This window comes from Denitrobaculum tricleocarpae, assembly GCF_007004665.1.
GTDB lineage: Bacteria > Pseudomonadota > Alphaproteobacteria > Kiloniellales > Kiloniellaceae > Denitrobaculum > Denitrobaculum tricleocarpae.
In genome coordinates, this window is record NZ_ML660055.1 from 112,957 (window position 1) to 136,401 (window position 23,445).

22 protein-coding genes are annotated in these 23,445 nt (G+C 60.2%); 9 read left to right on the top strand and 13 right to left on the bottom strand.

Annotated elements, in window-relative coordinates:
• Positions 1 to 7: 7 nt before the first annotated feature.
• Positions 8 to 553: an NUDIX hydrolase gene (locus FKG95_RS12885; protein WP_142896796.1), complete on the bottom strand. Its 546-nt coding sequence runs from the start codon at positions 551 to 553 to the stop codon at positions 8 to 10.
• 157 nt (positions 554 to 710) lie between these two features.
• Positions 711 to 1,004 carry a hypothetical protein gene (locus tag FKG95_RS12890; RefSeq protein ID WP_142896797.1) on the bottom strand — a complete coding sequence of 98 codons (294 nt, stop codon included), beginning with the start codon at positions 1,002 to 1,004 and terminating at the stop codon, positions 711 to 713.
• A gap of 534 nt (positions 1,005 to 1,538) precedes the next feature.
• Here FKG95_RS12890 and FKG95_RS12895 point away from each other — a divergent pair.
• From FKG95_RS12895 to FKG95_RS12910, 4 genes are all read left to right on the top strand, one after another.
• Positions 1,539 to 2,696 carry a DUF2336 domain-containing protein gene (locus tag FKG95_RS12895; protein ID WP_142896798.1) on the top strand — a complete coding sequence of 386 codons (1,158 nt, stop codon included), beginning with the start codon at positions 1,539 to 1,541 and terminating at the stop codon, positions 2,694 to 2,696.
• Positions 2,693 to 4,273 carry a PAS domain-containing sensor histidine kinase gene (locus FKG95_RS12900; protein WP_142896799.1) on the top strand — a complete coding sequence of 527 codons (1,581 nt, stop codon included), beginning with the start codon at positions 2,693 to 2,695 and terminating at the stop codon, positions 4,271 to 4,273. The genes FKG95_RS12895 and FKG95_RS12900 overlap by 4 nt, the downstream gene beginning before the upstream one ends.
• 361 nt (positions 4,274 to 4,634) lie before the next feature.
• Entirely contained in the window at positions 4,635 to 5,369 is a 735-nt protein-coding gene (locus FKG95_RS12905) for an AzlC family ABC transporter permease (protein ID WP_142896800.1), read from the top strand.
• Positions 5,370 to 5,386: 17 nt separating this feature from the next.
• The gene (locus FKG95_RS12910; RefSeq protein ID WP_142897126.1) at positions 5,387 to 5,728 is read left to right on the top strand and encodes an AzlD domain-containing protein; all 342 of its coding nucleotides are present in this window, start codon (positions 5,387 to 5,389) and stop codon (positions 5,726 to 5,728) included.
• A 157-nt stretch (positions 5,729 to 5,885) separates the two neighbouring features.
• Here FKG95_RS12910 and FKG95_RS12915 read toward each other — a convergent pair whose 3' ends face one another.
• Positions 5,886 to 7,085: a phosphoglycerate kinase gene (locus FKG95_RS12915; protein WP_142896801.1), complete on the bottom strand. Its 1,200-nt coding sequence runs from the start codon at positions 7,083 to 7,085 to the stop codon at positions 5,886 to 5,888.
• Between the two features lie 178 nt (positions 7,086 to 7,263).
• On the opposite strand from FKG95_RS12915, the gene FKG95_RS12920 reads away from it, so the two are divergent.
• Entirely contained in the window at positions 7,264 to 7,626 is a 363-nt protein-coding gene (locus FKG95_RS12920) for a hypothetical protein (protein ID WP_142896802.1), read from the top strand.
• Positions 7,627 to 7,661: 35 nt separating this feature from the next.
• Here FKG95_RS12920 and FKG95_RS12925 read toward each other — a convergent pair whose 3' ends face one another.
• The 3 genes from FKG95_RS12925 to FKG95_RS12935 form a co-directional block, all read right to left on the bottom strand.
• A complete protein-coding gene (locus FKG95_RS12925; RefSeq protein ID WP_246116790.1) occupies positions 7,662 to 8,099 on the bottom strand; it encodes a GNAT family acetyltransferase in 438 nt (145 codons plus the stop codon).
• Between the two features lie 20 nt (positions 8,100 to 8,119).
• Entirely contained in the window at positions 8,120 to 8,680 is a 561-nt protein-coding gene (locus tag FKG95_RS12930; RefSeq protein ID WP_142896803.1) for a cysteine hydrolase family protein, read from the bottom strand.
• Positions 8,681 to 8,776: 96 nt separating this feature from the next.
• Positions 8,777 to 9,229, bottom strand: a complete 453-nt coding sequence (locus FKG95_RS12935; RefSeq protein WP_218940183.1) for an Lrp/AsnC ligand binding domain-containing protein — start codon at positions 9,227 to 9,229, stop codon at positions 8,777 to 8,779.
• A 427-nt stretch (positions 9,230 to 9,656) separates the two neighbouring features.
• Here FKG95_RS12935 and FKG95_RS12940 point away from each other — a divergent pair, with 427 nt between their 5' ends.
• Together FKG95_RS12940 and FKG95_RS12945 are read left to right on the top strand one after the other, a co-directional pair.
• On the top strand, positions 9,657 to 10,091 hold the full coding sequence (locus FKG95_RS12940; protein ID WP_142896804.1) for a universal stress protein: 435 nt from the start codon (positions 9,657 to 9,659) through the stop codon (positions 10,089 to 10,091).
• A 62-nt stretch (positions 10,092 to 10,153) separates the two neighbouring features.
• Positions 10,154 to 11,704 carry an alanine/glycine:cation symporter family protein gene (locus FKG95_RS12945; protein ID WP_179954080.1) on the top strand — a complete coding sequence of 517 codons (1,551 nt, stop codon included), beginning with the start codon at positions 10,154 to 10,156 and terminating at the stop codon, positions 11,702 to 11,704.
• A 62-nt stretch (positions 11,705 to 11,766) separates the two neighbouring features.
• On the opposite strand, the gene FKG95_RS12950 is transcribed toward FKG95_RS12945, so the two are convergent.
• The 4 genes from FKG95_RS12950 to FKG95_RS12965 form a co-directional block, all read right to left on the bottom strand.
• Positions 11,767 to 13,647, bottom strand: coding sequence for a beta/gamma crystallin family protein (locus FKG95_RS12950; protein WP_142896805.1), 1,881 nt, complete (start codon positions 13,645 to 13,647; stop codon positions 11,767 to 11,769).
• Positions 13,648 to 13,761: 114 nt separating this feature from the next.
• Positions 13,762 to 14,220: a methylglyoxal synthase gene (locus tag FKG95_RS12955; protein ID WP_246116758.1), complete on the bottom strand. Its 459-nt coding sequence runs from the start codon at positions 14,218 to 14,220 to the stop codon at positions 13,762 to 13,764.
• A 30-nt stretch (positions 14,221 to 14,250) separates the two neighbouring features.
• Positions 14,251 to 14,652 carry a rhodanese-like domain-containing protein gene (locus FKG95_RS12960; RefSeq protein ID WP_142896806.1) on the bottom strand — a complete coding sequence of 134 codons (402 nt, stop codon included), beginning with the start codon at positions 14,650 to 14,652 and terminating at the stop codon, positions 14,251 to 14,253.
• Between the two features lie 82 nt (positions 14,653 to 14,734).
• Positions 14,735 to 15,154 (bottom strand): secondary thiamine-phosphate synthase enzyme YjbQ, encoded by a 420-nt coding sequence (locus FKG95_RS12965; RefSeq protein WP_142896807.1) that lies wholly within the window; start codon positions 15,152 to 15,154, stop codon positions 14,735 to 14,737.
• A gap of 53 nt (positions 15,155 to 15,207) precedes the next feature.
• Here FKG95_RS12965 and FKG95_RS12970 point away from each other — a divergent pair, with 53 nt between their 5' ends.
• Positions 15,208 to 15,891 (top strand): NUDIX hydrolase, encoded by a 684-nt coding sequence (locus tag FKG95_RS12970; protein WP_142896808.1) that lies wholly within the window; start codon positions 15,208 to 15,210, stop codon positions 15,889 to 15,891.
• Positions 15,892 to 16,208: 317 nt separating this feature from the next.
• On the opposite strand, the gene FKG95_RS12975 is transcribed toward FKG95_RS12970, so the two are convergent.
• The 3 genes from FKG95_RS12975 to FKG95_RS12985 all read right to left on the bottom strand — a co-directional run bounded on the left by FKG95_RS12975 (position 16,209) and on the right by FKG95_RS12985 (position 20,725).
• Complete coding sequence (locus tag FKG95_RS12975) at positions 16,209 to 17,939, bottom strand: M48 family metalloprotease (RefSeq protein WP_142896809.1); 1,731 nt, start codon at positions 17,937 to 17,939, stop codon at positions 16,209 to 16,211.
• Positions 17,936 to 18,244, bottom strand: a complete 309-nt coding sequence (locus FKG95_RS12980) for a hypothetical protein (protein WP_142896810.1) — start codon at positions 18,242 to 18,244, stop codon at positions 17,936 to 17,938. Before FKG95_RS12980 ends, FKG95_RS12975 begins: the two co-directional genes overlap by 4 nt.
• Before the next feature lie 258 nt (positions 18,245 to 18,502).
• The gene (locus FKG95_RS12985) at positions 18,503 to 20,725 is read right to left on the bottom strand and encodes a CHASE2 domain-containing protein (protein ID WP_142896811.1); all 2,223 of its coding nucleotides are present in this window, start codon (positions 20,723 to 20,725) and stop codon (positions 18,503 to 18,505) included.
• Between the two features lie 629 nt (positions 20,726 to 21,354).
• Here FKG95_RS12985 and FKG95_RS12990 point away from each other — a divergent pair.
• On the top strand, positions 21,355 to 23,394 hold the full coding sequence (locus FKG95_RS12990; RefSeq protein ID WP_142896812.1) for a methyl-accepting chemotaxis protein: 2,040 nt from the start codon (positions 21,355 to 21,357) through the stop codon (positions 23,392 to 23,394).
• Positions 23,395 to 23,445 lie beyond the last annotated feature (51 nt).

Below are 23,445 nucleotides of genomic sequence, written 5' to 3' on the forward strand. Positions count from 1 at the left end.
ACTGCGGTTACATCGCGCCGGTCTCCCCGGCGGGGTTACCTCTGGGCGCGAAACCGGTCATCCCACGCACAGCGTCAAAGTCGTTGAGCGCCCAGTGAACCGATGGAAAAGCAATATCATCCCACGGAATATCCGCCCAATCGAAGAGATCCAATTCCTGGGTTTCCGGCCCGGCTGAAACATCCGGCGTCACCAGGCGGGCCCGGTATATAAGCTGTATCTGGCTGATACGGGGAATAGAGTAGACGCCCAGTAACTGATCGATCTCCAGTTCCGCCCGGGCCTCTTCCCAGGCCTCCCGGCAGGCGCCATCTACGGCCGACTCGTGAATCTCGAGATATCCCGCTGGCAGAGTCCAGTACCCGATCCGGGGGGCGATGGCGCGGCGGCACAGCAGGATCTTGTCGCCCCAGGTCGCCACCGATCCCACGACGACCTTCGGGTTTTCATAGTCGACGAAGCCGCAGTCCTGGCAGACCCGCCGCAAGCGGTCGTCGCCCTCGGGAATACGTTGCTCAAAGCTTTGCGCTTTAGGTTGACCGGGTGTTTCCATCGAAACAATGTGGCGCAGACGGCGCAGGTCGGCAAGGGCCAGCGATCTGAGCCCGCAGTCACCGGCGCCGCGACCGCGCGCATCGAAGCCGCAAGCAGGTCTGGCCTGAAGAAGAAACGGCCAAGATTATTGGTTGGAAGGAGGAGTGGACCTGCACTCAGATGCGGATGTTCAAAAAGCGGCCCCTTGCCACGGCCCGGCCACTCTTGATGGCCTGCCGAACCGCCGTCATCAGATCCTTAGTGGACCAACCGGTGAGCGTCGTCTTGGCACTGGCGGCCTCAGAGGCACTGTGCTGGGCGGGTTTGCTTCTCGCTTTGGGCTCGGTCCGCGCTTCCGGCGCGCGCGCCGGTCGAACGCCTTCCAGCTCGCGCACGACAGGTTCAGCCAACCCGCGGATCTTTCCGGCAATGACCGGCAGCACTCTTTTGGGATCGTTCGCAATCTTCATGGATTGAGTTATGACGCGAAGCGGTTAAGCTTCGATTAACTTATCAGGTCACAAGATCCTGAGTCCGGCTTAACGGCCAGGCGATGGTAAGCCGCATGTCCGGCGGTTCCTGGCGCGGGAAGCATAACGTAAGGGATACACCTATAAGTAAGCGATTTTTTTTCAGGACAAACAGCTGTGCGAATTCATTTCTGGGCGTATAAAAATTAAACAAAAATTAGCGGGTCTCACATAATAATTTAATATCTCGAACTATAGTGCGATCGGTCCGTATCTCGGCCGCTGATCCTAAACCCTTGCGATACCACGAATGAACTGGACTCGAGCAGATGCTATGCATGAAGGATTTTCTTTGATGCGCTTCTGCTCACTTAAAAGAGTCTTGAAGAAGCAAGATATAACGCTTCCTGGTTTACCTTTACTATCTTTCTGTCATAATTTATTACAGATTAGACGGATGTGGCCGGACGTATATTATTGTATCTCGGGAAGTCGTGCGGCTTCACAAGGTAAGTGGATGGGGAACACTTTCCGATGAACAGCCAGGATCGGAACCTGCAATTTCTGTTAGAGCTTGCGCTCGACAAGTCCGTGGAAGGGCGTGAGTCGCTTGCACAACGGATCGGCGAACTCTTCACAGCCCGCGAAGAGTGCCTGACCGAGCAGGAAACCGCCATCCTCGCCGATATTCTTGGGAAGCTGGTCAGCGACATCGAGATGTCCGTCCGGCAATCCCTCGCCGAACGCCTCGCCGACTCTCCGCTCGCACCCCATGACCTCGTGGTCACGCTCGCCAACGATCAGATCGAAGTTGCCCGGCCGATCCTCATCAAGAGCGAGGTTCTGCGTGACCGGGAGCTAATCGCCATTATCCGGCACCGTGGCCATCAGCATCAGCTGGCCATCGCCATGCGAACCTCGATCGACGAAATCGTCTCGGATGCGCTCGTGGAAACCGGCGAGACCGATGTCATCAAGCTTTTGCTCGAGAATCATAATGCCAAGATTTCCGAAGCGACGCTGTCCTATCTGACCGACCAGTCGCAACGCGTGGACTCGTTCCATGAACCGCTCGTCAACCGGGAAGACCTGACGTCGCAGCTGGCGGCGCGGATGTACTGGTGGGTTTCGGCGGCCCTGCGCGAGCAAATCCTCAAGAGTTTCGATATTCAGCCAAGCCTGCTCGACGACAAGCTCGAACAGACCGTCCTCTCCATGATGGATGAGGACAAGAAGGCCGAAGACAAAGACACTTCTGCGGTGACACTGGCGAAAGAGCTGGTCGAGAGCAGAGAAGTCACCCCAGAATTTTTGATTTCAGTGCTGCGCCGGGGCGAGATTCCCCTGTTCGAAGCCCTGTTCGGCGAAGTCTCGGGCTTCAAGCCGCCCGGTTTGCAGCATGTGCTGTATCATCAAGGTGGCGAGGGGCTTGCCATCCTCTGCAGGTCGCTCGGGTATCCCAAGCAGGCCTTTGCAACAATCTTTCTCCTGAGCCGGCGCGGACGCCCGGGCTCGGAGACCACCGATCCGCGGGAGCTTTCGCGGGCGGTTCAGATCTTTGACAAGGTGTCGCGGGAAAACGCGAGTCTGGTGGCCAACACCTGGCGGCGTAACCCGGAATACCGCGCCGCTATCAAGCAAATCAGCAGCGCGTCGAACTCTCCCAAGCAACAGCAAGGAAGCATCCAGTGAACCTGCCACTGAAGAAGCTTCTCGAAGCCCACACGTCGGGACACGACGATATGTCTGATCCGCGCGAAAAGCATGACCCCCAAGAGGGACCGGGGGACTCAGACCAGGATCTCGCAGTTCTGCAGCGCGAAATGCTGGAGAATGGCGATCCGGTCGCTCTCTACGACCGGCACGGACAGGTTGTCTATACCAATCTGGCCTTCGACCGAATTGCAGATGCCTTCTCCGCCAACGCGCCGATCAACAGTTTCGGGAGCGATAAACCGCGCTCGCAAAACGACGAGCTGAACGCGCTCAAATCGCTGGCAGGCAGCGTCATCAACGAATATGCCGTGCGCATCAACGGCCGCGTCGAGTATTACCGTGCGAAACACCGCGCCTTGAACAATGCCAATGGCGATTTCGTCGGCAGCGCATTGCTTCTCACGTCCCTGAGCGAGGTCAAGGCCCTGAACGCGGCGCTTTCATTGGCGAATGAACGCCTGGACGATACCACGCGCCTGGTCTCCGACTGGATCTGGGAAACCGACCGCAATCTCCAGATTGCCTATATCTCGCCCCAGGTCCAAAAGACTCTCGGGTTCCATCCCAGCGAACTTGTTGGACACCCGCTCAGCGCCCTCCCCGTGACGCCCAGTGAAGAGCTGGAGGCCAGGACCGCGCCGGATCATCGGCGGCCTTTCCGCGACGTGAACGTGCAGATCAAGGACCGCGCGGGGAACAGCCGAAACTTCCTCCTGAACGGCCTGCCGGTCTACGACCACCAGACCGGAAACTTCGCCGGTTTCCGGGGCAGCGCCAGCGACATCACGGAAACGCGCGTCCGTCAGCTCGCTTTGTTCGAAGCCAAGGAAGCCGCGGAACTGGCCAACCGGGTCAAATCCGAGTTCCTGGCGAACATGAGCCACGAACTCCGGACGCCGCTGAACGCAATCATCGGCTTCTCGGAGATGATGTCTTCGGAACTTCTTGGTCCGCTGGGCAACGAACAGTACCAGGGCTACTCGCACGATATTCTGGTCAGCGCGCAGCATCTGCTCGGGGTCATCAATGACATCCTCGATGTCGCGAAGATCGAGGCCGGCAAGCTTCATCTGACCGAGGAAGACGTCAACCCGCACGAGGTTCTGGGCACGGTGAAACGCCTGATGTCGGAACGTGCGGAGCGGGTCGGCATCCACCTGAAGGTCGAGGCAGACCCCGATCTGCCGCACGTCTGGGCCGATGCCCGCAAGCTCAAACAGATCCTGATCAACCTGATGGCCAACTCGGTGAAGTTCACGCCGGGCGGCGGGCGCATCGACATCAGTGCTTACGTGGAGCAGAACGGCGATTTTGTCTTCGCCGTGACAGACACGGGTATCGGCATCGCCAAAGAAGATATCGACAAGGCCCTTGCGCCTTTCACGCAGATCGACAGCCAGCTCAGCCGGCAGTTTGAGGGCACAGGCCTGGGTCTTCCCCTCGCCAAGGGCTTTACGGAACTGCATGACGGCGAACTGAAACTGGTCAGCGAATCCGGCAAGGGCACGCAGGTTACCGTGCATCTGCCGGCTAAGCGCGTCATCCCGAACTGAGTTCCCGGCACTGACTTTTGATCAGGGTTCATCGCGGCCCGCGATGAAGTTGCCCGCCAATTCCTCGCGAACCAGCTCGTCATGCATCTTCGCATGCAGCAAGAGCATGGGTGCCCCTCCTATCTAGCGCGTGTCGCATTTAATCAAACACATGTATTCTCTGCCTTATCCGACGCAGCGTTGTGCGTACAGCGCGTTTGGACGGGTCAGCGAATGCGGTTAAACACCACATGCGCCGGCGCTCGGCAGATCCCGCGCGGATCTGTCTCAAGTCAGCTTCCTTTGTGCGGGCCATGCGATCGTCCTGCTGATCCTTGCAGGGTCGCCTCACAACATCTCTCAAGCGAGTCACAGAAGCTCCATGGCCGAAGATTTGATAACCCGTGACTTTGGCACGGCCCCAGCGGCTTTACGGGGCGGCGCGCGGGAGTCCATCGGCGTGCCAATGCTCGTGCTTTGCGGCAGTTATCTTGGCTTCGGCGCCCTGGTCCAGGAGTCCGGCCTGGCGATCTGGCACGGTCTATTCTCGACCCTCACGTCCTGGGCGCTGCCCGGCCAGGTCGCTTTGGTCGAGCTTTACTCGGTCGGTGCGCCGCTGCTGGTCATTGCCAGCGCCGTGGCCCTGACCAACGCGCGCCTCTTGCCCATGGCCATGACCCTGATGCCGACCATCCGCGGCGCCAATGCGCCGCGCTGGGTCTATTACGCCGCGGCACATGTGATCGCGGTGACCGGTTGGGCAGCGGCCATGCGGGTCTGCCCGACACTCCCGACCGAGCAGCGCCTCGCCTACTTTGCCGGCTTCTCGGGGACGCTCTGGATCTCGACCCTGGGCGCGACCGCGATCGGCTTCGCGCTGGCCAACACTGTGCCCGCATATGTCACCCTGGGATTGGTGTTCCTGAACCCGATCTATTTCATGCTCGTCTTCGCATCGGATCTGCGGCAGCGCAGCCGCATGCTGGCACTGGTCTTCGGCGCGGTCATCGGCCCGCCGCTTTATCTCTGGTCACCTGATTGGAGTCTGGTCGTTGCAGGCCTCGCAGCCGGGACGCTCGCTTATGGGATATCCGCAGCCCGCAAGGCCGGATCGTGACCTGGAGCCTCAATGATATGATGGGTGAATTCTGGTGGCCGTTCGCCGTCATCCTGACCGGTGCCGCCGCCACCTATATCTGGCGGGCGCTGGGTATTGCGCTCTCCGGGCGGGTCGGCACGGACAGTCGGATTTTCGAATGGATTGCCTGCGTCGCCTATGCTTTGCTGGCCGCCCTGATCGCGCGCATGATTATTTTTCCGATCGGACCGCTAGCCGAGACCTACCTGGCGGACCGTCTCGGCGCCGCCGTCGGTGCCCTCGCCATTTACTTCCTCACACGCAACAACCTGCTCGCTGGTGTATCGGTCGGCACCGCGGCTCTGGTCGCCCTGACCTGGAGCCGCACGATCTTCTAGAGCAGATCCGGTTTAGATGGAATCGCCTTGGGCGATCCGTCGTACCGGTGAATCTGCTCTACCTATAAGATGTAGAGCGGGTTCACATGTTTTAGCGAAAACACAGAGTGTTTCCGTTAAAACATGACGCGCTCTAGATAGGCCTGCCGGAGGTTGATTACGCCGCGTCCTCCAGCGCCTGCACGCCGGGGAGGGTCTTGCCCTCGAGCCATTCCAGGAACGCGCCGCCCGCGGTCGAGATATAGGAAAAATCTTTATCGGCGCCCGCGTGCGCAAGCGCCGCGACCGTGTCGCCTCCGCCCGCGACGCTCAACAGAGAGCCTGACTTCGTCAGCGCAGCAGCGGCCTGCGCGACAGAGTTGGTTGCCGCGTCGAAGGGCGGCATCTCGAAACATCCGAGCGGGCCGTTCCAGACCAGCGTCTTACAAGCTGAAAGCCGCCGCCCCAAATCGGCAGCAGTTGCGGGGCCAGCATCCAGGATCATCGTGTCCTGCGGAACCTCGGTTACCGGAACAATTTCATGGGCCGCACCGGCGGCAAACTCTCTGGAGACCACGGCATCCGACGGCAATACGACGTCGCAACCCTCAGCTTCGGCACGGTCGAGAATTTGGCGCGCAGTCTCGGCCATCTCGGTTTCACAAAGCGATTTGCCGACCGCGACACCCTGGGCGTTCAAGAAGGTGTTCGCCATGCCGCCGCCGATGACCAGCAGATCGACCTTCTCCACCAGATTGCCCAGAAGCTCAAGCTTACTGGAAATCTTAGCACCGCCGACGACCGCGGCAACGGGCCGCTTGGGACTGCCGAGCGCGGATTGCAGGTGAACCAGTTCTTCCTGCATCAGGCGTCCCGCACCGGCAGGCAACGCCCGCGCCAGTCCCTCGACCGAGGCATGTGCCCGGTGAGCCGCAGAAAAGGCATCACCGAGATAGACATCGCCCAGCCTGGCGAGCGCCGCAACGAAGGCCGGATCGTTGGCTTCTTCACCGGCATGAAAGCGCAGGTTTTCGAGCAGAGCGACCTCGCCTGCCGCGAGTTCGGATGCCAGCTTCTCCGCTTCCGCTCCAATGCAGTCTCCGGCAAAGGCAACCTCTTGCCCCAAGGCCGCAGTGAGCGGGGCGACCACCGGCTCTAAGGACATCTCAGGCACGGCCTTGCCCTTCGGGCGTCCGAAGTGAGAGAGCAACAGGACCTTCGCGCCGGCGGCCACAAGGTCTCTGATGGTGGGCAGTGCACGCCGGATGCGGGTGTCGTCGGTGACCTGCCCCTCCTGCATAGGCACATTGAAGTCCACACGCACCAGCACTGTCTTACCGGCGACCTCGAGATCGTCCAAAGTCTTAAAACGGGCCATCGTCTCGCTTTCCATTGCGGGCCTGCATCAAAGAGAGCGCCCTGGAGAATGCACAAAAAAACAGGTCCCGTGATACACAGGAGCCAGTCTTTTTCGCAAGTCTTTCCATAGCTTTTCAGGCATAACTCCCTCCGAAGAAAACGCATCCCCATCGTGAACGACGTCGCGCGGTAAAGATATGGAAGAGAAAACGCGAGCTCAGATCCGCCGGGTTCTGCTGGCCTGCGCCCAAACCGGGATCCCCGTCACCTACCGCGACCTGGTCGCCCAGGCTCAGGTGCCGCCGCCGCACAGCATCCACAACACAACCCTGGAACTGGAGAGCCTGATTCGCGAGGACCACAGCGCCGGCAGACCCCTGCTCGCCGCTCTGGCAGTCAGCCGCGGCAACCCCGGCCTTCCGGGCCATGGCTTCTTCCATCTGCTCGCGGAATTGGGCCGCTATGACGGGCCAGAGCGTGGTCCCGAGGCAGCCGCGGCTTTCGAGCGGGAACTCCGCGCTGCGATAGACTATTGGGGTCAACCGCAGGCTGACGCGTAAAAGAAAGTCTGGCAGGGGAATCCGCTGACTGTTGCCTAACCCTCCACCCGCTTGCCCATGCTGATCCGCTCCTCAACGCTGTAACCGAGGCCCTGGTAGAACGCGACCACGGCTGCGTTATCCGCCCGCACCTGCAGATTGATCTTCACACAGCCAAGCGCGGCCAGGCGGGCCTCCGCTTCGCGGATCAGTTTCGTCCCAAGGCCCGAAGCGCGATGGCTTTCGCGCACCGCGACCGCATAGATCCAACCTCTGTGACCGTCATACCCGGCCATGATCGAGCCGGCGACATCGCCTTCATCAACGGCCAGCACCAGGAGTTCCGGCTGCGATTTGAGTTTAGCCGGAATCGCAAGCTCGGCTGCATTCCAGGGCGGGTCGTCGGGAAAAGCCTCCCGCCAGAGGCTTTTCACCCCATCAAAATACTCCGCTCGGTACGTCACGATCTCCACGACTTCGTCCTCTTCCAACACGTGCTCCAAGACGCCCTCTTTCAGACGGGCCCGTCGAGCAGATCCTGCGTCTCGACAACGGTGGCATATTCGCCGTCGAGGATCGACAAAGCCAGCGCATGAACGTCTTCCGCGGGCCAGGTCTTACCGTTTCGATCGGTTCGGTCGGTCGACGCCACAGCCTCGGCGGGCAGCAGAACCTCGAACCCGAGATTGCCGGCCATACGCACGGTCGCCCCGACTGAGTTTTCCAGCAACACGCCCGTGATCACGAGCCGTGAGATTCCAGACTGCCGCAGCCGCTCTTCAAGGTCCGTTCCGATGAAGGCCGAATTGGTCCGTTTGGCGATGACGGTTTCGCCTGCACGCGGCGCAACCTCCGCCTTGAAGGCGTTTCCCGCCTGACCGGGCCGGTAGGGCGAGTTCGCACTCGTTGAGTCATGCCGGATATGAAAGACCGGCAGGTTTCTCTCTCGCCAGTGGGACAATAAACGCGCGATGTTGGCTTCTGCTGACATCTGGCCACGACGTCCCCAGACCGGCGCATCGATCGCGTTTTGAACATCGATGATCAAAAGCGCAGTCGCATTGTCTTCAGGCATAAACGAACTTTCCAGGGATGAAAGAGCGGCGGCGAAACTCTGATCCGCCGCGCCAAGGTCCGTCAAGCAGGATCGGACGGAAAGCTCGGCGGCAGGTCAGATCGGCAGCAGATTGTCTGACTTTACCTCCTGCATCACCGCATAGGTGTGAGTTTCGCGGATACCCGGCAGGGACAGGAGAACCTCAGACAAGAAGCGCCGGTAAGCTGACATATGCTGAACACGTGCTTTGAGCAGATAGTCGGAACGTCCGGCGATCATGTGGCACTCCATCACCTCGGGCGCGCGGCAGACCGCAGACTCAAAACTGTCAAAGATGTCTGCGGTGGTTCGCTCCAGCGCGACCTCCACGAAAACCAGCAATCCGCGCGAGACCTTGGCGGGATCGATCTTGGCGGAAAAGCCGGTGATGAGTCCCTCACGGGTCATGCGTTTGACCCGCTCGCCGGTCGCGGTCGGCGACAAACCGACTCGGTCGGCGAGATCCAGATTCGTGATCCGCCCTTCCTTCTGAAGAATGTTGAGTATATGCCGGTCGAAACGATCCATGAGTTTTCCCTCCCTTGTTTCCCCGCTCGTCACGCCGCTCCGCATTTCGCAGGAAAGGTGTAAAGCCACTTCTCTCAATGCGTTAGGGGAGGATTGACGTCTTTGTTCCTTTGTATCGGGGTCGATCCGCCTCTAGTGAAAATCTCCATCTCTTTGTTTTGACGTTGAGATTTTGTCATTTCTCTCAGCTTAAACCGGTAAAATAACTAAATACACAAAAAAATTAGTGTTTTTCTCTAGTAAATAGATCAATAACCATATTTTAACACATTGAAATCGCTGATATTTAGTTATCTTTCGTTCCAGGTAGAGTTGACCGTTAAGGCTGCAACTGGCCTGATGAGCAACCAAGGAGCGAAACCGGTCGGCGGATGCAGCTTCAGGCCGGACAGCAATCAAGAGGGAAAACACTCAACAAGGAGGTATCATGTCGAACGTGTTCATCGTCGGGTACGACGGAACAAAGGACGGCAGGCGGGCTCTCGACTTCGCGCTTGAAAGAGCGAAGTCGCAAAACGCCGAGGTCCATATTGTCTACGTATTGGAATGGTCACCCTACAGCTTCCTGACCCCAGAGGAGTTGGAGCAACGCCACGCGCGGCGGAAAGAGGAAGTGGAACTTGCGTCCACCCAGATCATGTCGCCGCTTCTCAAGGAACTGGAGGGCGCCGGCATCAAGGTCGAGGGCGTCATTCGCTACGGCAAGATCCCCGAAGTCATCTGTGACGTCGCAAAGAAAGCAGGCGCCATGCAGATCATTGTCGGCCGCAACGGGGGGTCGGACATTGCGGCACGCGTCTTCGGTTCGGTTCCCGGCACGCTGATCCAGATCTCACCGGTTCCCATCACCGTTGTGCCTTGAGCGACCAAGGAAAGATCGGGCCAAACACTTCCAATAAACGAAGACTTCTTTAGGAGAACATCATGGGGGATATTTTTGACTTCCGGCGCCTGCTACGGACGCCGAGCCTCGCGATCGCGGCGTTGATCACGCTTCTGCCCTCGATCGCGCGGGCACAGGAAGAAGCCATGGGGATCGATGAAAAAATCAATGAACTGATCTCTCCGGTTTCAAACGTAATCGTCAACGTCATTTTTTATTCCGTGCCCTTGGGCGATACCGCCTTCCCGCTTATCGTGGGCTGGCTGGTCATTGCGGCAACGGTCTTCACTCTCTACTTCGGCTTTATTCAGTTCAGGTATTTCGGACACGCGATTTCGCTGGTCAAAGGCGACTACGCCAATCCGGATGACGCCGGCGAAGTCAGCCATTTCCAAGCTCTCGCAACCGCGCTCTCGGGCACGGTCGGTCTCGGCAATATCGCCGGCGTGGCGGTCGCCGTTTCCATCGGGGGTGCCGGTGCGACCTTCTGGATGATCCTGGCCGGCCTGCTGGGCATGGCCTCCAAGTTCACCGAGTGCACCCTGGGTGTGAAATTCCGGAACGAGTACGGCGACGGCACCGTGTCGGGCGGCCCGATGTACTATCTGGAAAAGGGTTTCGCCCTGAAAAACATGGCGGGCCTTGGAAAAGGTCTAGGCGTCTTCTTCGCGGTCTGCTGCATCGGCGGCGCCGTCGGCGGCGGCAATATGTTCCAGGCCAACCAGTCCTTCCAGCAGTTCGTCAATGTCACCGGCGGTGAAGCCAGCTTCTTCGCCGACAAAGGCTGGCTCTTCGGCATCGTCATGGCCCTGATCGTCGGCGTCGTCATCATCGGCGGCATCAAGTCGATCGCACGGGTCACGGAGAAAGTCGTGCCCTTCATGGCCGTGATCTACGTAGGGGCCGCGCTGGTCATCATCCTGATGAACTATGACATGGTCGGTTGGGCTTTCGGCCAGATCTTCTCCGGTGCTTTCACCGGCGAGGGTGTTGCCGGCGGCGTTATCGGGGCCTTGATTCAAGGCTTTAAACGAGCGGCCTTCTCCAATGAAGCCGGTATCGGTTCTGCCTCCATCGCGCACTCCGCCGTGCGAACCAAAGAGCCGATCACCGAAGGTTTTGTCTCCCTGCTTGAGCCCTTCATCGATACGGTCGTAATCTGCACCATGACTGCTCTGGTGATCATCATCACCGGAAAACTTGGCAGCGATCTGACCGGGGTCGCCCTGACCTCGAGCGCCTTCGAAAGCGCCTTTGCCTGGTTCCCCTATGTCCTGGCAGTCGCCGTGATTCTCTTTGCTTTCTCAACCATGATTTCCTGGTCCTACTATGGCCTCAAGGCCTGGACATATCTGGTGGGCGAAGACAAGAAGATGGAGCTCATCTTCAAGCTCGTCTTCTGCCTCTTCGTGGTTTTGGGAGCAAGCATGTCACTGGGTCCGGTGATCGACTTCTCGGACTCTATGATCTTCGCCATGGCGATTCCGAACATCATCGGTCTCTACGTGCTGATGCCCTTTGTGAAGGCGGAGCTCGAACAGTACACCGCCAAGCTTGCCTCCGGCGAAATCCGGAAGTTCAAGCACACGTAACTCAGATCCAACTGCGTGAGACAGGAAGGGGTGGCCTCAAAGGCCGCCCCTTTTTTACGCTCTCAATTCCCGCAGGTGATTTCCGCGAAACCGTCGCACTTGTACTGCGCGCAGATCCTGCTCTCGCCGATCAGGAAGGTCGGAAAGATACCACCGATATTGTCATCTTTCTGCCAGGCCGTGGCGCGCTTGAAGCCCTTCAGCTCGCACCACTTGCTCGCGGCCTCTTCCCCGCAACCGCCATCTGCGCGAAGACAATAGTTCAGCCGGTAAACGTCGTAGACAGGAAAGGCGAAGACCTCTTCTCCCGGACTTGTTGGGTCTGCGGACGCGGGCGCGTCGGATTGCGGCACTGCCCCTGTCTGGGCAGTCTGAGTCTGGGCCGTTTGGGTCTGGTTTGCCTGGATCTTCTGAGGCGCGTTCTTCTGTTGCTGAGCCCGGGGCACCTCTGCCGCTGATGTCCGGGCCGCTGATGTCCGGGCGGATGCGGGTTTCGCGCCCGCAAACCTCACGTCCGGTGTCATCACCTTGCCAGCATCAGGTGAAGATGCCTGGGAGGAGGGGATCGGCTGCGGCGCAATCACGGGCGACGCCGTCACGGCGACCGCGGGAACCGCAGCCTTCTTTGCGGCGGCTTCATCGGGAACACTGACGGCCGAGGTTTCAGGTTGAGGCGGGAGATCCGTCATCGGTTCCAGCTTCGCTGTCGAGAGTCCGGTTTCTGCCTTGGGCGCGATCGCTGTTGCCTTCATCTGATCAAGGGTCGGTTGTTCTGCCTTTGCATCAGGCGCTATCGGTTCGATCTTTGACGCTAAGGTCGTCCCTGCAGTCACCGCCCCTGCAGTTGTCGCCCCTGCAGTTGTCGTAGGAGCACTTTTCGTCGGAGTGTTTTTTGTTTGGATTTTGGCGGTCTTCAAATTCCTCTCCGGATCCGGAGCCACGGCCCGGGCAGAGGCTTCAGACGTGCCGCCGGCAGCTTCGACGCGCAGCGACCGCACCCGGTCCCGAAAGAGATAATCGGACAGCAACAGATCTCGCCGTGCGGAAGCGGAAACCCGGGTTCTCCCGCTTGGGCTCGAGGCATCTGGCGCATCAAGGGTCACGGATTCGCCCTGGCAATTCTCACCCTCGAAAAGCACGGCGCGAAAAGCCCTCTCCTGGCTTTCGTACCGGCGGTCCAGGTCGGAGGGTTGCAGCAATGCAATCCGGTCGCTCTTGAGCATATCGGACAGACGGGCCGAGGCACCACCTTCCGGCAATGCGACTTTAGCGCCCCGCAGATTGACGCAGCCTCGAGTTTTCGGCGCGCGTTCGGCGGATTTGGCGAGTGAGCTCTCGAACCCCATGGGAACAAAACGCCGGTCGAAATTCAGAGACCGCAGAATGTTGCCGCAGCCTTTGCCGTAGGACCTGCGCCGCTTCATCAAAAGCGCGCCCGGCGGCGGGCCCGCTGCGCGCAGGAAAACGATAGCCGAGGCGTATCCCTCGCCACCCGCATCGTCCAGATTACCAACGCCTGTCTTCCCGGACTGGGCCGGCAGAAAATCGGCCGTCGCGCCGTGCCAGATCAAATCGGGATTCTCGTCGCTGCCAAGAGTCGGCGCACAGCTCTGATCGCGAGAGACGAAATATGCACCGCGAAAGAGAACAGCGCCCACGGCGGCCCCGGCCTTTAGTGAGCGCGCCTTAGAAATCTGAGCAGTGTCGAGCCGTTCGAAATAACCGTAAGTCATGCCCGGCTCCAACGTCAGGCTGCGCGCGGCCCCGGTAAAATCCTGACCGTCAAAGATCCGGACCTCCAGCGGAGCCGGGTCATTTCGCCCGGACTCTTGCGCGAAAGAAGAAAGCGGTATCAGGACCGCGAAGACAGCCGCAGCGACCACAAACCTGCAGAGAATTTCCGTAACGGCCCGGTCGCACTTGTTTGAGAGCCTCGACGTCATTTTGCAAAACCCGATCGCTAAGCCTTGCGCGAGTCTAGTCTATAGCGGGCGTCTTTGGAATCCCCCCGCAACCCAGATTGGAAAAAGCCCCCGCCGCCGGAAAACTACAGGATATCAGACCGGACGCTGCACGTAGTCACTAATGTCACGCTGCGTGCGTTGGTAATCCCCCTTAAAATGCGGGCTCGAAATCACGAAATCCGCGCTTGAGCGGTTGCAGGCAAAGATAACGTTGTAGAGCGTCGAAAGCCGGGTCAGCGCTTTGACATCGACGTCATGCGGAAGCGAGGTCATGGGATCCATGAAGAAAAGCAGGACGTCCAGCTTGCCTTCCGCGATCATCGCACCGAGTTGCTGGTCGCCGCCGAGCGGGCCGCTCTTGAGCAGCGTGATTTCCAGCGACGGGCAGCGTTCGGTAATGATTCTGCCGGTCGTCCCCGTCGCCCAGAGCTTGTGCGGCTGCAATGCGGCTTCGTTCACGGCCACCCATTCGACCAGTTCCGCTTTGGTCTGATCGTGGGCGACCAGGGCGATGTTTTTAGCTTTGACAGTGATTGTTCCGTTCCTTCGCACAACAGCGATTTCAACCTGCGTTCCGGGTGGTTAGGCGCGCGGCTCCGGCATCTCGATCGCGCCCCCGGCGTCCTTCCAGGCCGTAAAGCCGCCGTCGATATGAGCCACCGGCTCGAGCCCCATGCGCTGAACCGTCTGTGTGGCAAGCGCCGAGCGCCAGCCCATGGCGCAGAAAAAAACCAGCTTCTTGCCGGCTCCGAAATCCGGATCGAAGTACTTGCTGTCCGGATCCACCCAGAACTCCAGCATGCCGCGCGGACAGTGTTTGGCGCCGGGCACCCTCCCTTCACGGCGCAGTTCGCGCACATCGCGCAGATCGACGAAAAGAACGTCAGGATCATTCTTTGCGGCCAGGGCCTGATCGATCGAGAGCGTCTCGATCTCCTTCTCCGCGTCGGCGACCATCTGCGCCACACCGATCTTGAGTGCCATGGGTGTTTTCCTGTCGAGTCTTCGTTGCGGGATCAGCTTTGGGTGCAAGCTATAGCACGAGAAAAGAGACTCTGTCCCTAACCTAGCGCCCGAAAAGATGGAGCGCCACCTGCCGCCGATGGGGCGCGCGCCGGTGCTCAAAAAGATAAATCCCCTGCCAGGTGCCCAGCAGCAAACGCCCGCTCTGAACCGGAATCGAGAGCTGCGTCTGGGTCAGGGCCGCGCGGATGTGGGCGGGCATATCATCCGGCCCTTCGGCGGTGTGGCGGTAGAGCGCGGGATCTTCGGCCACCAGTCGGCTGAAGAAAGTCTCCAGATCCCGCTGGACGTCAGGGTCGGCGTTCTCCTGGATCGTGAGGGATGCTGAGGTGTGTCGGCAGAAAAGCGTCAGGAGTCCGTCCCGAACCCCCGTCTCTTGGAGCCAGCCGGAGACTTTACCGGTAATATCGGTCAGACCCTGCCCCGCGGTCGGGATCGTGACGGTCGCTTGCGATTGTTCCATGGGATAAAACTACATCGTGGGGACATAATCTGTCGACGAAACAAGAGGCTTACATGACACCTCCTCCTCAAGAGCCTGCGCCCGGGCGCACTCCGGAAGCGGGCGAACCGCGCCGGCTGCGCTGGGCGCGGGAGCTGCAGGCTCTGGCGCAAACCGGGCTGACCTATGCGACAGATCCCTACGACATCGAGCGCTATCATGCCGCCCGCGCGCTTGCCGTGGAGATGCTGGCCGCGGCCGGTGCGGCGGAAGAAGCTGTAATCGCAGAGCTTTTTCGGAACGAGACCGGTTACGCAACACCGAAGGTCGATGTCCGGGGCGCGGTCTTCCAGGGCTGTGAGGGCGGTGCAGAGCAGATCCTGCTGGTCCGGGAGGTCACCGACGGCAAGTGGGCGCTGCCCGGCGGCTGGGCCGACGTCAATGCCTCGCCGCGGGAAAACGTCGAGCGGGAGATCTTCGAGGAGTCAGGCTACGAGGCCAGGGTCACCAAGCTGGCCGCTGTTTACGACCGGCTGAAACATCCGCACAGCCCGCCTCATCTCTTTCATATCTATAAGATGTTTTTCATCTGTACCCTGACCGGCGGTAACGCAAAAACCAGTGTGGAGACCAGTGAGATCGGCTTCTTCGGTGAGGATAACCTGCCCGAACTCTCCCAGGGCCGCGTTCTGGAAAGTCAGATCCGGCGCATGTTCGCGCACCAGCGGGACAGCAGCCTGCCGGCCGAATTCGATTGAGCGGCCGGCACAGCGCCGCGCCGCCGTTTGCTTTTTAAAAAGCCGCCTTTCTGTCCCCATTTAAAAACGACATGACATACAAATGTCACAGCCATCGCATTTGCGGGGAGCGGGCGCCGAAATTCTTTACCTGAGGCGAATCAGGGCCGCTGCACGCACCGCGTGACCGTCCAGATCCGCGCACCCCGGACAGGCCAGAGAAAGACAGGCCAGAGAAAGAGAGCCCGGTTCGAAACGCGCCGATCTGTAAATCGCCGGTCTTTAACTGGCCAATCTTTGACTGGCCGGTCGTGACGGCCCCATCTCAGGGTTGCCGCTCACAGGCTGGCCTGCTGCTCCGCCTCCCATTCCTTGAGTTTTCCCTGGGAGGCCTGGACACAGGACTTCGCCTTGTCGCGGAAGACCAGCCGGCAGGTGGTGGTCAGCTCCTGCGCCGCCTCGCGCTGGTTGCTGCGCAGCAGGGCGTCGATGCGGAAGGGGTAGAGGCCCGGCGGCTCCTTGAAACGGGTCCAGGCTTCGTCGATCAGGGCGTCCGCCGCCTTGATCTTGCCGCTGTCCCGGTAGAGCCGGATCGTATCCCGGTAGACCTCGAAGGAGGGCTCAGGTCCTTTGAGCGCATATTCCAGATTGAGGCGCTGCTTTGTCGTCTCGCCCTGAAGCTTGCGCAGCAGCGCGAAATTCAGCCGCGGCAGGGCAAGGCTGCCGCCCCGGCCCTTGATGGCGGCAAAGGCCTTTTGCTGCGCGCCCTTGTAGTCCTCGACATCGATGTAGTTCCGGGTCTCCCAGCTGGCACGGTAAATGGTCAGAAGCTCGTCCACGGAGGGCTGGGCCAGAAATTTCGCCCAACCGGACCGGATTGCCTCGCGCTCGTCGAACTCGTCTTCCTTATCCTCGTAGTGCTCGTCGATATAGTCGACCAGGGAATCCAGACGCTCCTGGGTCTCGGGGTGGCGTTCTTCGAGATCCGTGGTCAGGGCATCGAACTCCAGACGCGCCTTTTCGACGAAGTTCATGAAGGCCTGCCCGATGTCGCGCGTGCTCTCCGCCCTTGCATCCAGGTCGGCCCGCCGCGCGGCGAAGGGATCGGTCTCCACGCCCTCGAAGTACTTCAGCAGGCGCTCCAGGAAGACCGGCGCCTCGTAGACGTCGTAACCGGCGCGCGCCACCAGGTCGAAGGCGAGCAGATCCGCCTCGATCTCCTGATCCCGCGACCAGCTCGGCGTGAGAGCCGTCTCGGTCAGAAACAAAGTCGCCTGTGCCGCGAACCAGGTGATCAGCTGAACCTTCTGCATCTCGGCCTGATTGTTCGCGTCCAGGAAGCCGTAAGCGGCGCCGAGTTCCACCGCGGAAGCCAGGCCGACCTCGGCCACGTTGGCCAGCTTCTCGTTGGTGCTGGCCAGCCACTCCGCATTGTGGTGGTTCAGGAGCACGTGCGAGATTTCATGGGCAACCACGAAAGCCAGCTCGTCCTCGCTGCCGACATCCGCGATGATCGCAATCGGGATGCCGATCACACCGTCATGCATGGCGCTGGCATCGCCGAGACCGCGCGCGCCGGTCACGACGAAGCGGATCGGGACGTTGGTCACCGGCTGGACGGCCAGAACCCGGGCCGCGATCTGATTGAGCTTGGCTTCGATCCTCGCTTCCGGCACCACGCCCGGACGGGCCAGGCGGAAGTGGGTCATGCCGTCGGTCAGCAGATTGACGTCCTGCGGTTTGTAGGCCGTGCCGCTCTCTTGCTGCTTCGGCTCTTTGACCCCGCTGTAGCCGTCTTCGTCTTTCCCGAAGGCCGTGCTGGAGAGATTGCGCTGCGGCGTCGCCTTGCTTTCACGTTCCAGGATCGACATCCGCCAGGGACCGGGCTCCAGTTCGTCGATCAGCACCCCGTCTTCCCCGGGCGCGCCGTCGACCTGCCGGTCGATCCACTTGAAGAGATCGGATTGGGCGGGCGGGATCAAACCCGCCATGAGAATCCCAAAGACCCCGAGGGCGATCACCGCGCGGATTGCAACGGATCGCCGTTCCCCAAAAGACGCAGTCCTCATTGACAGGACGCGCCCGAACCGCGCGAGACCGCATTTCCCGCGCTTCCCTGTTGCACACTGGCGAGACTCTGGACCTTCGGACAGGGCGGCAGTCCGGTCTTCACACCGTTGGTCTTGGCGTTCTTGCGCTTGATCCAGACGGTCTGGTTATTGATTTTGAAAGCGTAACGGCTGTTGGTGGCCGCAAGGATCTTTTGCTGGCCTCCCAAAGCGCGAAGCTCTTTGGCCGAGAGTTTTTTCCATACCGCTTTGCTTTTGGCGTCTTTGTAGAGCTTGATTTTGGATCCGCTAAAGCCGGTGATCATTGGTTCGCTCTGGCCATATGCCGACGGCACGCCGGATAGCAAACCCGCTCCAAAACTCAAAAAAACTGCAAGAAAGACCGCCTGTACGCCTCCATTGAACCTGTTTCCCATAGCATCCCCTTTTCTATAGCAGGTCACTTTTTTGATGACTGTTATCGGTAGTGCTCAACCCTGATCTTTACGATTCATGATAGTGTAGCAAATTGTTTTACAACCTACAATTATAGAGTCGCACAGCTCTTCTAAAACTGCATGATTTCAGTCCCTGGTTTCTGCATTGCCCCGACTCCTGGTGTCCTGATTCGAGGTGTCCTGGCTCGAGGCGCCCCGACTCCAGGCGCCCCTACTCCAGGCGCCCTGGCCCCAGGCACCCAGGCCCGGCCAGAGCGGCGGCACCAGCCGCCCGAGACGCGGCGTCGAACGCGCGGCCAGCAGGCCCAGCAGCCCGATGAAGTTCAGGCTGGCCAGGGGAAAAAGCCAGTTTACGGCCAGGATCAGGAGGAGCAGAACAGCCGCGGCCGCCACGGGCAGCGCGAAGATGCCCGCGAGCCAGATGGAATAGAAGCGAAAGGCCGCGCGCTGCCTGCGCGCAAAGCCGCCCAGGCGCTCGATCCGCGCCAGCAGGGTCATGCCGTATTCCCAGACCGGAACCACGAAAAGCAGGCCCACCAGCATCAGAATGAGCTGATTGGGAAGTCCCCAGGTCCGGTCATTGGGGAGCAGCGCATCGGCTCCGCGGTAGGTCAGCAGGTTCTCGATCGCCATGGCATGGAAGTACGCGCCGTTCAACGGCAGGTGCGTGGGGGGCGTGAAAGGATCTTCGAGACCGGTCAGATTCTGGGCATAGATCACAATCGCCCCTTCCAGGTCTCTCTCGGGGTTTTTGAGGGGATCCGGCTCCTGGTCCTCTTGCGGAACATCCTCTTCCAGGACCTGCGCAACGTGCAGGCTTCGGACCGGCGGACAGATCTGCCGCAGGGGTGAGCGGAACTGGAACAACCGGTCTTTGCCGCTTTCCATCTGCACGGCAAGCAGGCGTTCCAACCAGTGCCCGGGAAGCTCTCTGCAGGCATAGCGGCCGTTCCGCTGCACGGTCGAACCATCGGAGAGCTTCATTTCGAAACTGCGGGTCGACCATTGCAGGCTGAGTTCATCGACGTCGGGAAGGGCAAGGACCTGGTCCGAACAGAGCGCGGCATCGTGACTGACGGAGTCCAGGTGCCGGACAGCGTCGAACAGACCGCAGGCGGCGCTGGGCAACCGCCTGGCAAAACGGGTTTTGGCAGCGCTCTCCGCGACCGGGTCGCTATCCACCTCTTGCGATACGCCGAAGGTCGCCGGGCTTTCCGGGTCGATGTCCGTCTCTCTTGGTGAAGGGATTTCCGGCGTGCTCTCGGTTGATCCGGGAAGGACGCGGCGTGCTTCGGGGTTAATCGCGTCGAGGAAACAGCGCTGTCCTTTGGGTTGATGATTCCACAGGGGATAGCGCGTTCCCTGCCGGTGGAAGCGCGCGCCCGGCACATCGACGGCGCGGGTGCCGGCGCCCTCCGAAACATCGTCCGGCAAGAAAAAGGGTAGAAGACAGGGCGTGCCGGCGAAGAGCAACGGGATCTTCTGTGTGTCCCGGTAATCCGCAATAACCTCGCCGAGATAGGCGGAAGCCCCGCCGAAGAAGCGTTGATGATCTTCGGACTGATCCCGCAGGGCGGTCACTTCCTCCGGCTCGCCGTCGTCGTCCAGATAGCTGCGGTCGTCGATGAAGGCGATGTTGACGAATACCGCCGCCGGTTTCTTCTCGGCAATCTCCTCCAGAACCCAGGCATGAAAATCGTAGCTGGCCGGCCAGGTCTCTTCGTAGAATTCCAGGTCTTCTTCCAGCAACTCGACAACCACCACTTTGGGCGGCGGCGCTTCCCGCTGCCTGAGTTCGCGTTGCCTCTCGTAGTTGCCGGTGCGGAAAACCTGATGATGGAGAACATCGGAGTAGTTGTCCGCCGCACTCACCAGCCCCCAGGGGTCGGCGTCAACGGCCAGAAGATAGCCCGAGATCGCGAGGAGGGCCGCGAAGACAACCCGCAGGGGCTTGACCCGGAGGCTGATTCTCTCCTCCCTGCGCGTTGGCGCGGGTAAGGGCGTCAGCCCGGCCGAGATCCGCCGACTGGCGGCACGCAGCAGGCCGCCGATAAAGCCCCGGCCGCGGGCCCGTAGGCTTCCCGTCTCCAACTCCACCTGATCCCGCTCGACCCAGACTTCGCGGCCGTCCAGGTCAAAAGCGATCCCCGCCGGAGCTTCATCGAAGGGGCTGAAGGGACGGGTGATGCGATAGGGCGGATTGAGCGCGTCCCGCGGCAGAAACGACTGCGCAAGACCTGCCGCGGGCGCGGCGCGATACTCAGAATGATAGAGGGTGACGAAGGAGGAATTGAATCCGGTCACACGGCCATAGTCGCGCGCCATCACCTCGGCCGCCCCCCTGCGCACGGAGCTCCGAAGCGGAACGTCACCGCCCCTGCCCGGCCCAAAGACCGCTCAGCCTTCCCCAACACGACCCAGCCTCCCCCAAAGAGCTCATCAATCGCTCAGGTAGCGTAGGACAGCCTATTTCTCCCGGCAAGCAGGAATAAAAATTCGCGTAGGAATCATGCTGTTAAAGCGGCTGTGCCTTTACCGGAAACCGCTTTCGCGTTTGTGTCTGAGCGGATCTTCCCGCTGTCCGCTCTCAGAGGGTTCAGGGCCCGGAAGGTTCAAGGCCCGGAAGGTTCAGGACCCGGAGAATGTGGAGCCCCGAGAACCTGAAGCCCCGAGAATTTTCATCCCTTCGAAGACACACGGCCGGCGCAGTGATCCGGTTCCATACAATGACACCGCAGGAAAACGGATGAAAACAGCAAGTCAAAACGAAATCCCCAAATACAAGTCTGGTTTTTACCGGAGCGGGCAAAAAGCAGCTGGAGAAATCTTACAAACAACTTTTCGCTGTTAAAGCTCTTTTAGACTCCATCATCTATCATTGCGTTTAAGTTTTGAGGAAAACACTCGCATTAATTGTTTTTCCAAAGATAAATATTCTACCAGAACGCTCCGACTGTACGAATAAACCGGGTGACGAGATGTACAAGAACCTATCCATACGATGGAAGATGATGCTCCTGGTGGCGCTCAGCGCGATCATTCTGGCCTCGGTAAGCCTCTATGCGACTTTTCAGCTCGCCGCCATGGGCACCGAGCTGGAAGAGATCGCCGAGAACGACCTGCCGCTGTCGAACATGATCACCAAGATCACCATCCATCAGTTGGAACAGGCGATTCAGTTCGAACGTACGCTGCGCTTCGGCGAGGAGATGGCAAGCTACCCCGATGCCAAAGAACACTTCGAGCATTCGAACAAACGCTTCCACGAGCTTGCAGAACTGGTGGATAGCGAAATCCTCGAGGCCGAAGCGCTGGTCGAAAACTCGACAGGTCAACTGGCCGGTAGCTCGGCGAAGCGGGAGTTCGAGAAGGTCATGGGCGTGCTCAAGGAGCTGGAGGTTGAACACAAGAACTACGATCTGCATGCCGATGAAGTCATCGATCTGTTGAAGGCCGGCAATCTCGAAGAGGCCAGGACCAAGGCGATCGAGGTCGAGGCGGAGGAAGACAGATTCAATCACAAGCTCGAGGAACTGCTGTTGGAGATCGGGAAGTTCACCGAAGAGTCGGCGAAGCTTGCCGAGCAACATGAGCAGGCCGCAGAACGCGACCTTTGGATCGCCATGGGTCTGGGCATTGTGATTCTGGTTGTCGGCGGCCTGCTGATGGTCGAACAGATCCTGCGGCCCCTGCTGCGCTCGGTCGACGCGGTCGACGCGCTGGCCGAGGGCGATACCACGATGGAATTGACCCTCGAATCCAAAGACGAACTCGGCCGCCTGACCACCTCGGTCGAAGCCCTGCGCCAGGCCATGATCAGGCTGAACGAGATGCAGGCTGTGGAAGCCAAGCGGGAAATGGAGGCCAAGGCGCAGATCAAAAAGGAAATGCTGGCCATGTCCGACGCCCTGGACCAGCACGTCCAGGCCGCGGTCGGCGCTATCCGGGAAAAGGCCAACTCCATGGACGGCCTGATCGATCGAATGAGTCACGCTGCCCAGCAGGTCAGTGCACAGAGCACCTCCGTAACCGCCTCGGCGGAGAGCGCCACGGGCAATGTGCAGACCGTCGCCTCGGCTGCGGAAGAGATGTCGGGCAACATTAACGAGATCAGCCGGCAGATCGGCCGCTCCACCACGATCACCGCGCAGGCGGTCGAAGTCGCGAACACGACCACGGAAAAGGTCCAGGGCCTGACCGAAGCCGCCAAGCAGATCGAGGACATTGTGACACTGATCAACGAAATCGCGGATCAGACCAACCTGCTCGCGCTGAATGCCACGATCGAGGCGGCCCGTGCCGGAGATGCCGGCAAGGGCTTTGCCGTCGTGGCTTCCGAGGTCAAGAACCTGGCCACTCAGACGGCAAAGGCTACGGATCAGATCCGGCAGCAGATCGGCGCAATCCAGGGCGCGACGGGCGAAGCCGCCACGGCTATCGAGAAGATCGGTTCCACGGTCAACGAGATCAGCGAAATCACCGGCGGAATCTCCGATTCCATGAAGGAGCAGTCGGCGGCCACCATGGAAATCGCCCGCAGCGTCCAGGAGGCCGCGTCGGGCACCCAGGAGGTGACCACCAACATGCAGGAGGCCTCGTCCGCTTCACAGGAATCCGAAAAAGTCGCCACACAGGTCAGCCAAGACGCGAAGGAGGTGATCGGCGCGGTCAACGCCCTGCAGACTCAGATCACTGAAATCCTTCGCGAATCCAAGGCGGGCGACCGGCGCGTCCACCAGCGGGTGAAGCACCGGCAGGCGTCGCAAGCTCAGGTCAAAGGCCAGTGGCGGGACTGCACCATCCAGGACATCTCCGCCGGCGGCGCCGAGATCTCGGCCTTGGACGGCACCGATCAGGGCGACTCGGTCAAGCTGAAGGTTCCCGGCTTCGGCGAGGTCGAAGGCCGGATCATCCGCGCCACCGAAACCTCGCGCGGGATCACCTTCAATCTGGACGAGGAAACGCGCGACGCGCTGGATCGGCATCTGACGGGGGCGCGGCAGGAAGAAGCGGCGTAGTGGGGAGTTGGTACGCCTGTTCGAACTGAGTTCGAACTGAGTTCGAACACT

Coding starts and splice junctions, on each gene's coding strand:
- FKG95_RS12980 (WP_142896810.1), bottom strand. CDS start 18,244: ATGATCACCGGCTTTAGCGGATCCAAAATCAAGCTCTACAAAGACGCC.
- FKG95_RS12930 (WP_142896803.1), bottom strand. CDS start 8,680: ATGCCTGAAGACAATGCGACTGCGCTTTTGATCATCGATGTTCAAAAC.
- FKG95_RS12935 (WP_218940183.1), bottom strand. CDS start 9,229: ATGGATCGTTTCGACCGGCATATACTCAACATTCTTCAGAAGGAAGGG.
- FKG95_RS12965 (WP_142896807.1), bottom strand. CDS start 15,154: ATGGAACAATCGCAAGCGACCGTCACGATCCCGACCGCGGGGCAGGGT.
- FKG95_RS12895 (WP_142896798.1), top strand. CDS start 1,539: ATGAACAGCCAGGATCGGAACCTGCAATTTCTGTTAGAGCTTGCGCTC.
- FKG95_RS12945 (WP_179954080.1), top strand. CDS start 10,154: ATGGGGGATATTTTTGACTTCCGGCGCCTGCTACGGACGCCGAGCCTC.
- FKG95_RS12950 (WP_142896805.1), bottom strand. CDS start 13,647: ATGACGTCGAGGCTCTCAAACAAGTGCGACCGGGCCGTTACGGAAATT.
- FKG95_RS12905 (WP_142896800.1), top strand. CDS start 4,635: ATGGCCGAAGATTTGATAACCCGTGACTTTGGCACGGCCCCAGCGGCT.
- FKG95_RS12940 (WP_142896804.1), top strand. CDS start 9,657: ATGTCGAACGTGTTCATCGTCGGGTACGACGGAACAAAGGACGGCAGG.
- FKG95_RS12915 (WP_142896801.1), bottom strand. CDS start 7,085: ATGGCCCGTTTTAAGACTTTGGACGATCTCGAGGTCGCCGGTAAGACA.
- FKG95_RS12960 (WP_142896806.1), bottom strand. CDS start 14,652: ATGGCACTCAAGATCGGTGTGGCGCAGATGGTCGCCGACGCGGAGAAG.
- FKG95_RS12975 (WP_142896809.1), bottom strand. CDS start 17,939: ATGAGGACTGCGTCTTTTGGGGAACGGCGATCCGTTGCAATCCGCGCG.
- FKG95_RS12910 (WP_142897126.1), top strand. CDS start 5,387: ATGATGGGTGAATTCTGGTGGCCGTTCGCCGTCATCCTGACCGGTGCC.
- FKG95_RS12970 (WP_142896808.1), top strand. CDS start 15,208: ATGACACCTCCTCCTCAAGAGCCTGCGCCCGGGCGCACTCCGGAAGCG.
- FKG95_RS12890 (WP_142896797.1), bottom strand. CDS start 1,004: ATGAAGATTGCGAACGATCCCAAAAGAGTGCTGCCGGTCATTGCCGGA.
- FKG95_RS12920 (WP_142896802.1), top strand. CDS start 7,264: ATGGAAGAGAAAACGCGAGCTCAGATCCGCCGGGTTCTGCTGGCCTGC.
- FKG95_RS12885 (WP_142896796.1), bottom strand. CDS start 553: ATGGAAACACCCGGTCAACCTAAAGCGCAAAGCTTTGAGCAACGTATT.
- FKG95_RS12990 (WP_142896812.1), top strand. CDS start 21,355: ATGTACAAGAACCTATCCATACGATGGAAGATGATGCTCCTGGTGGCG.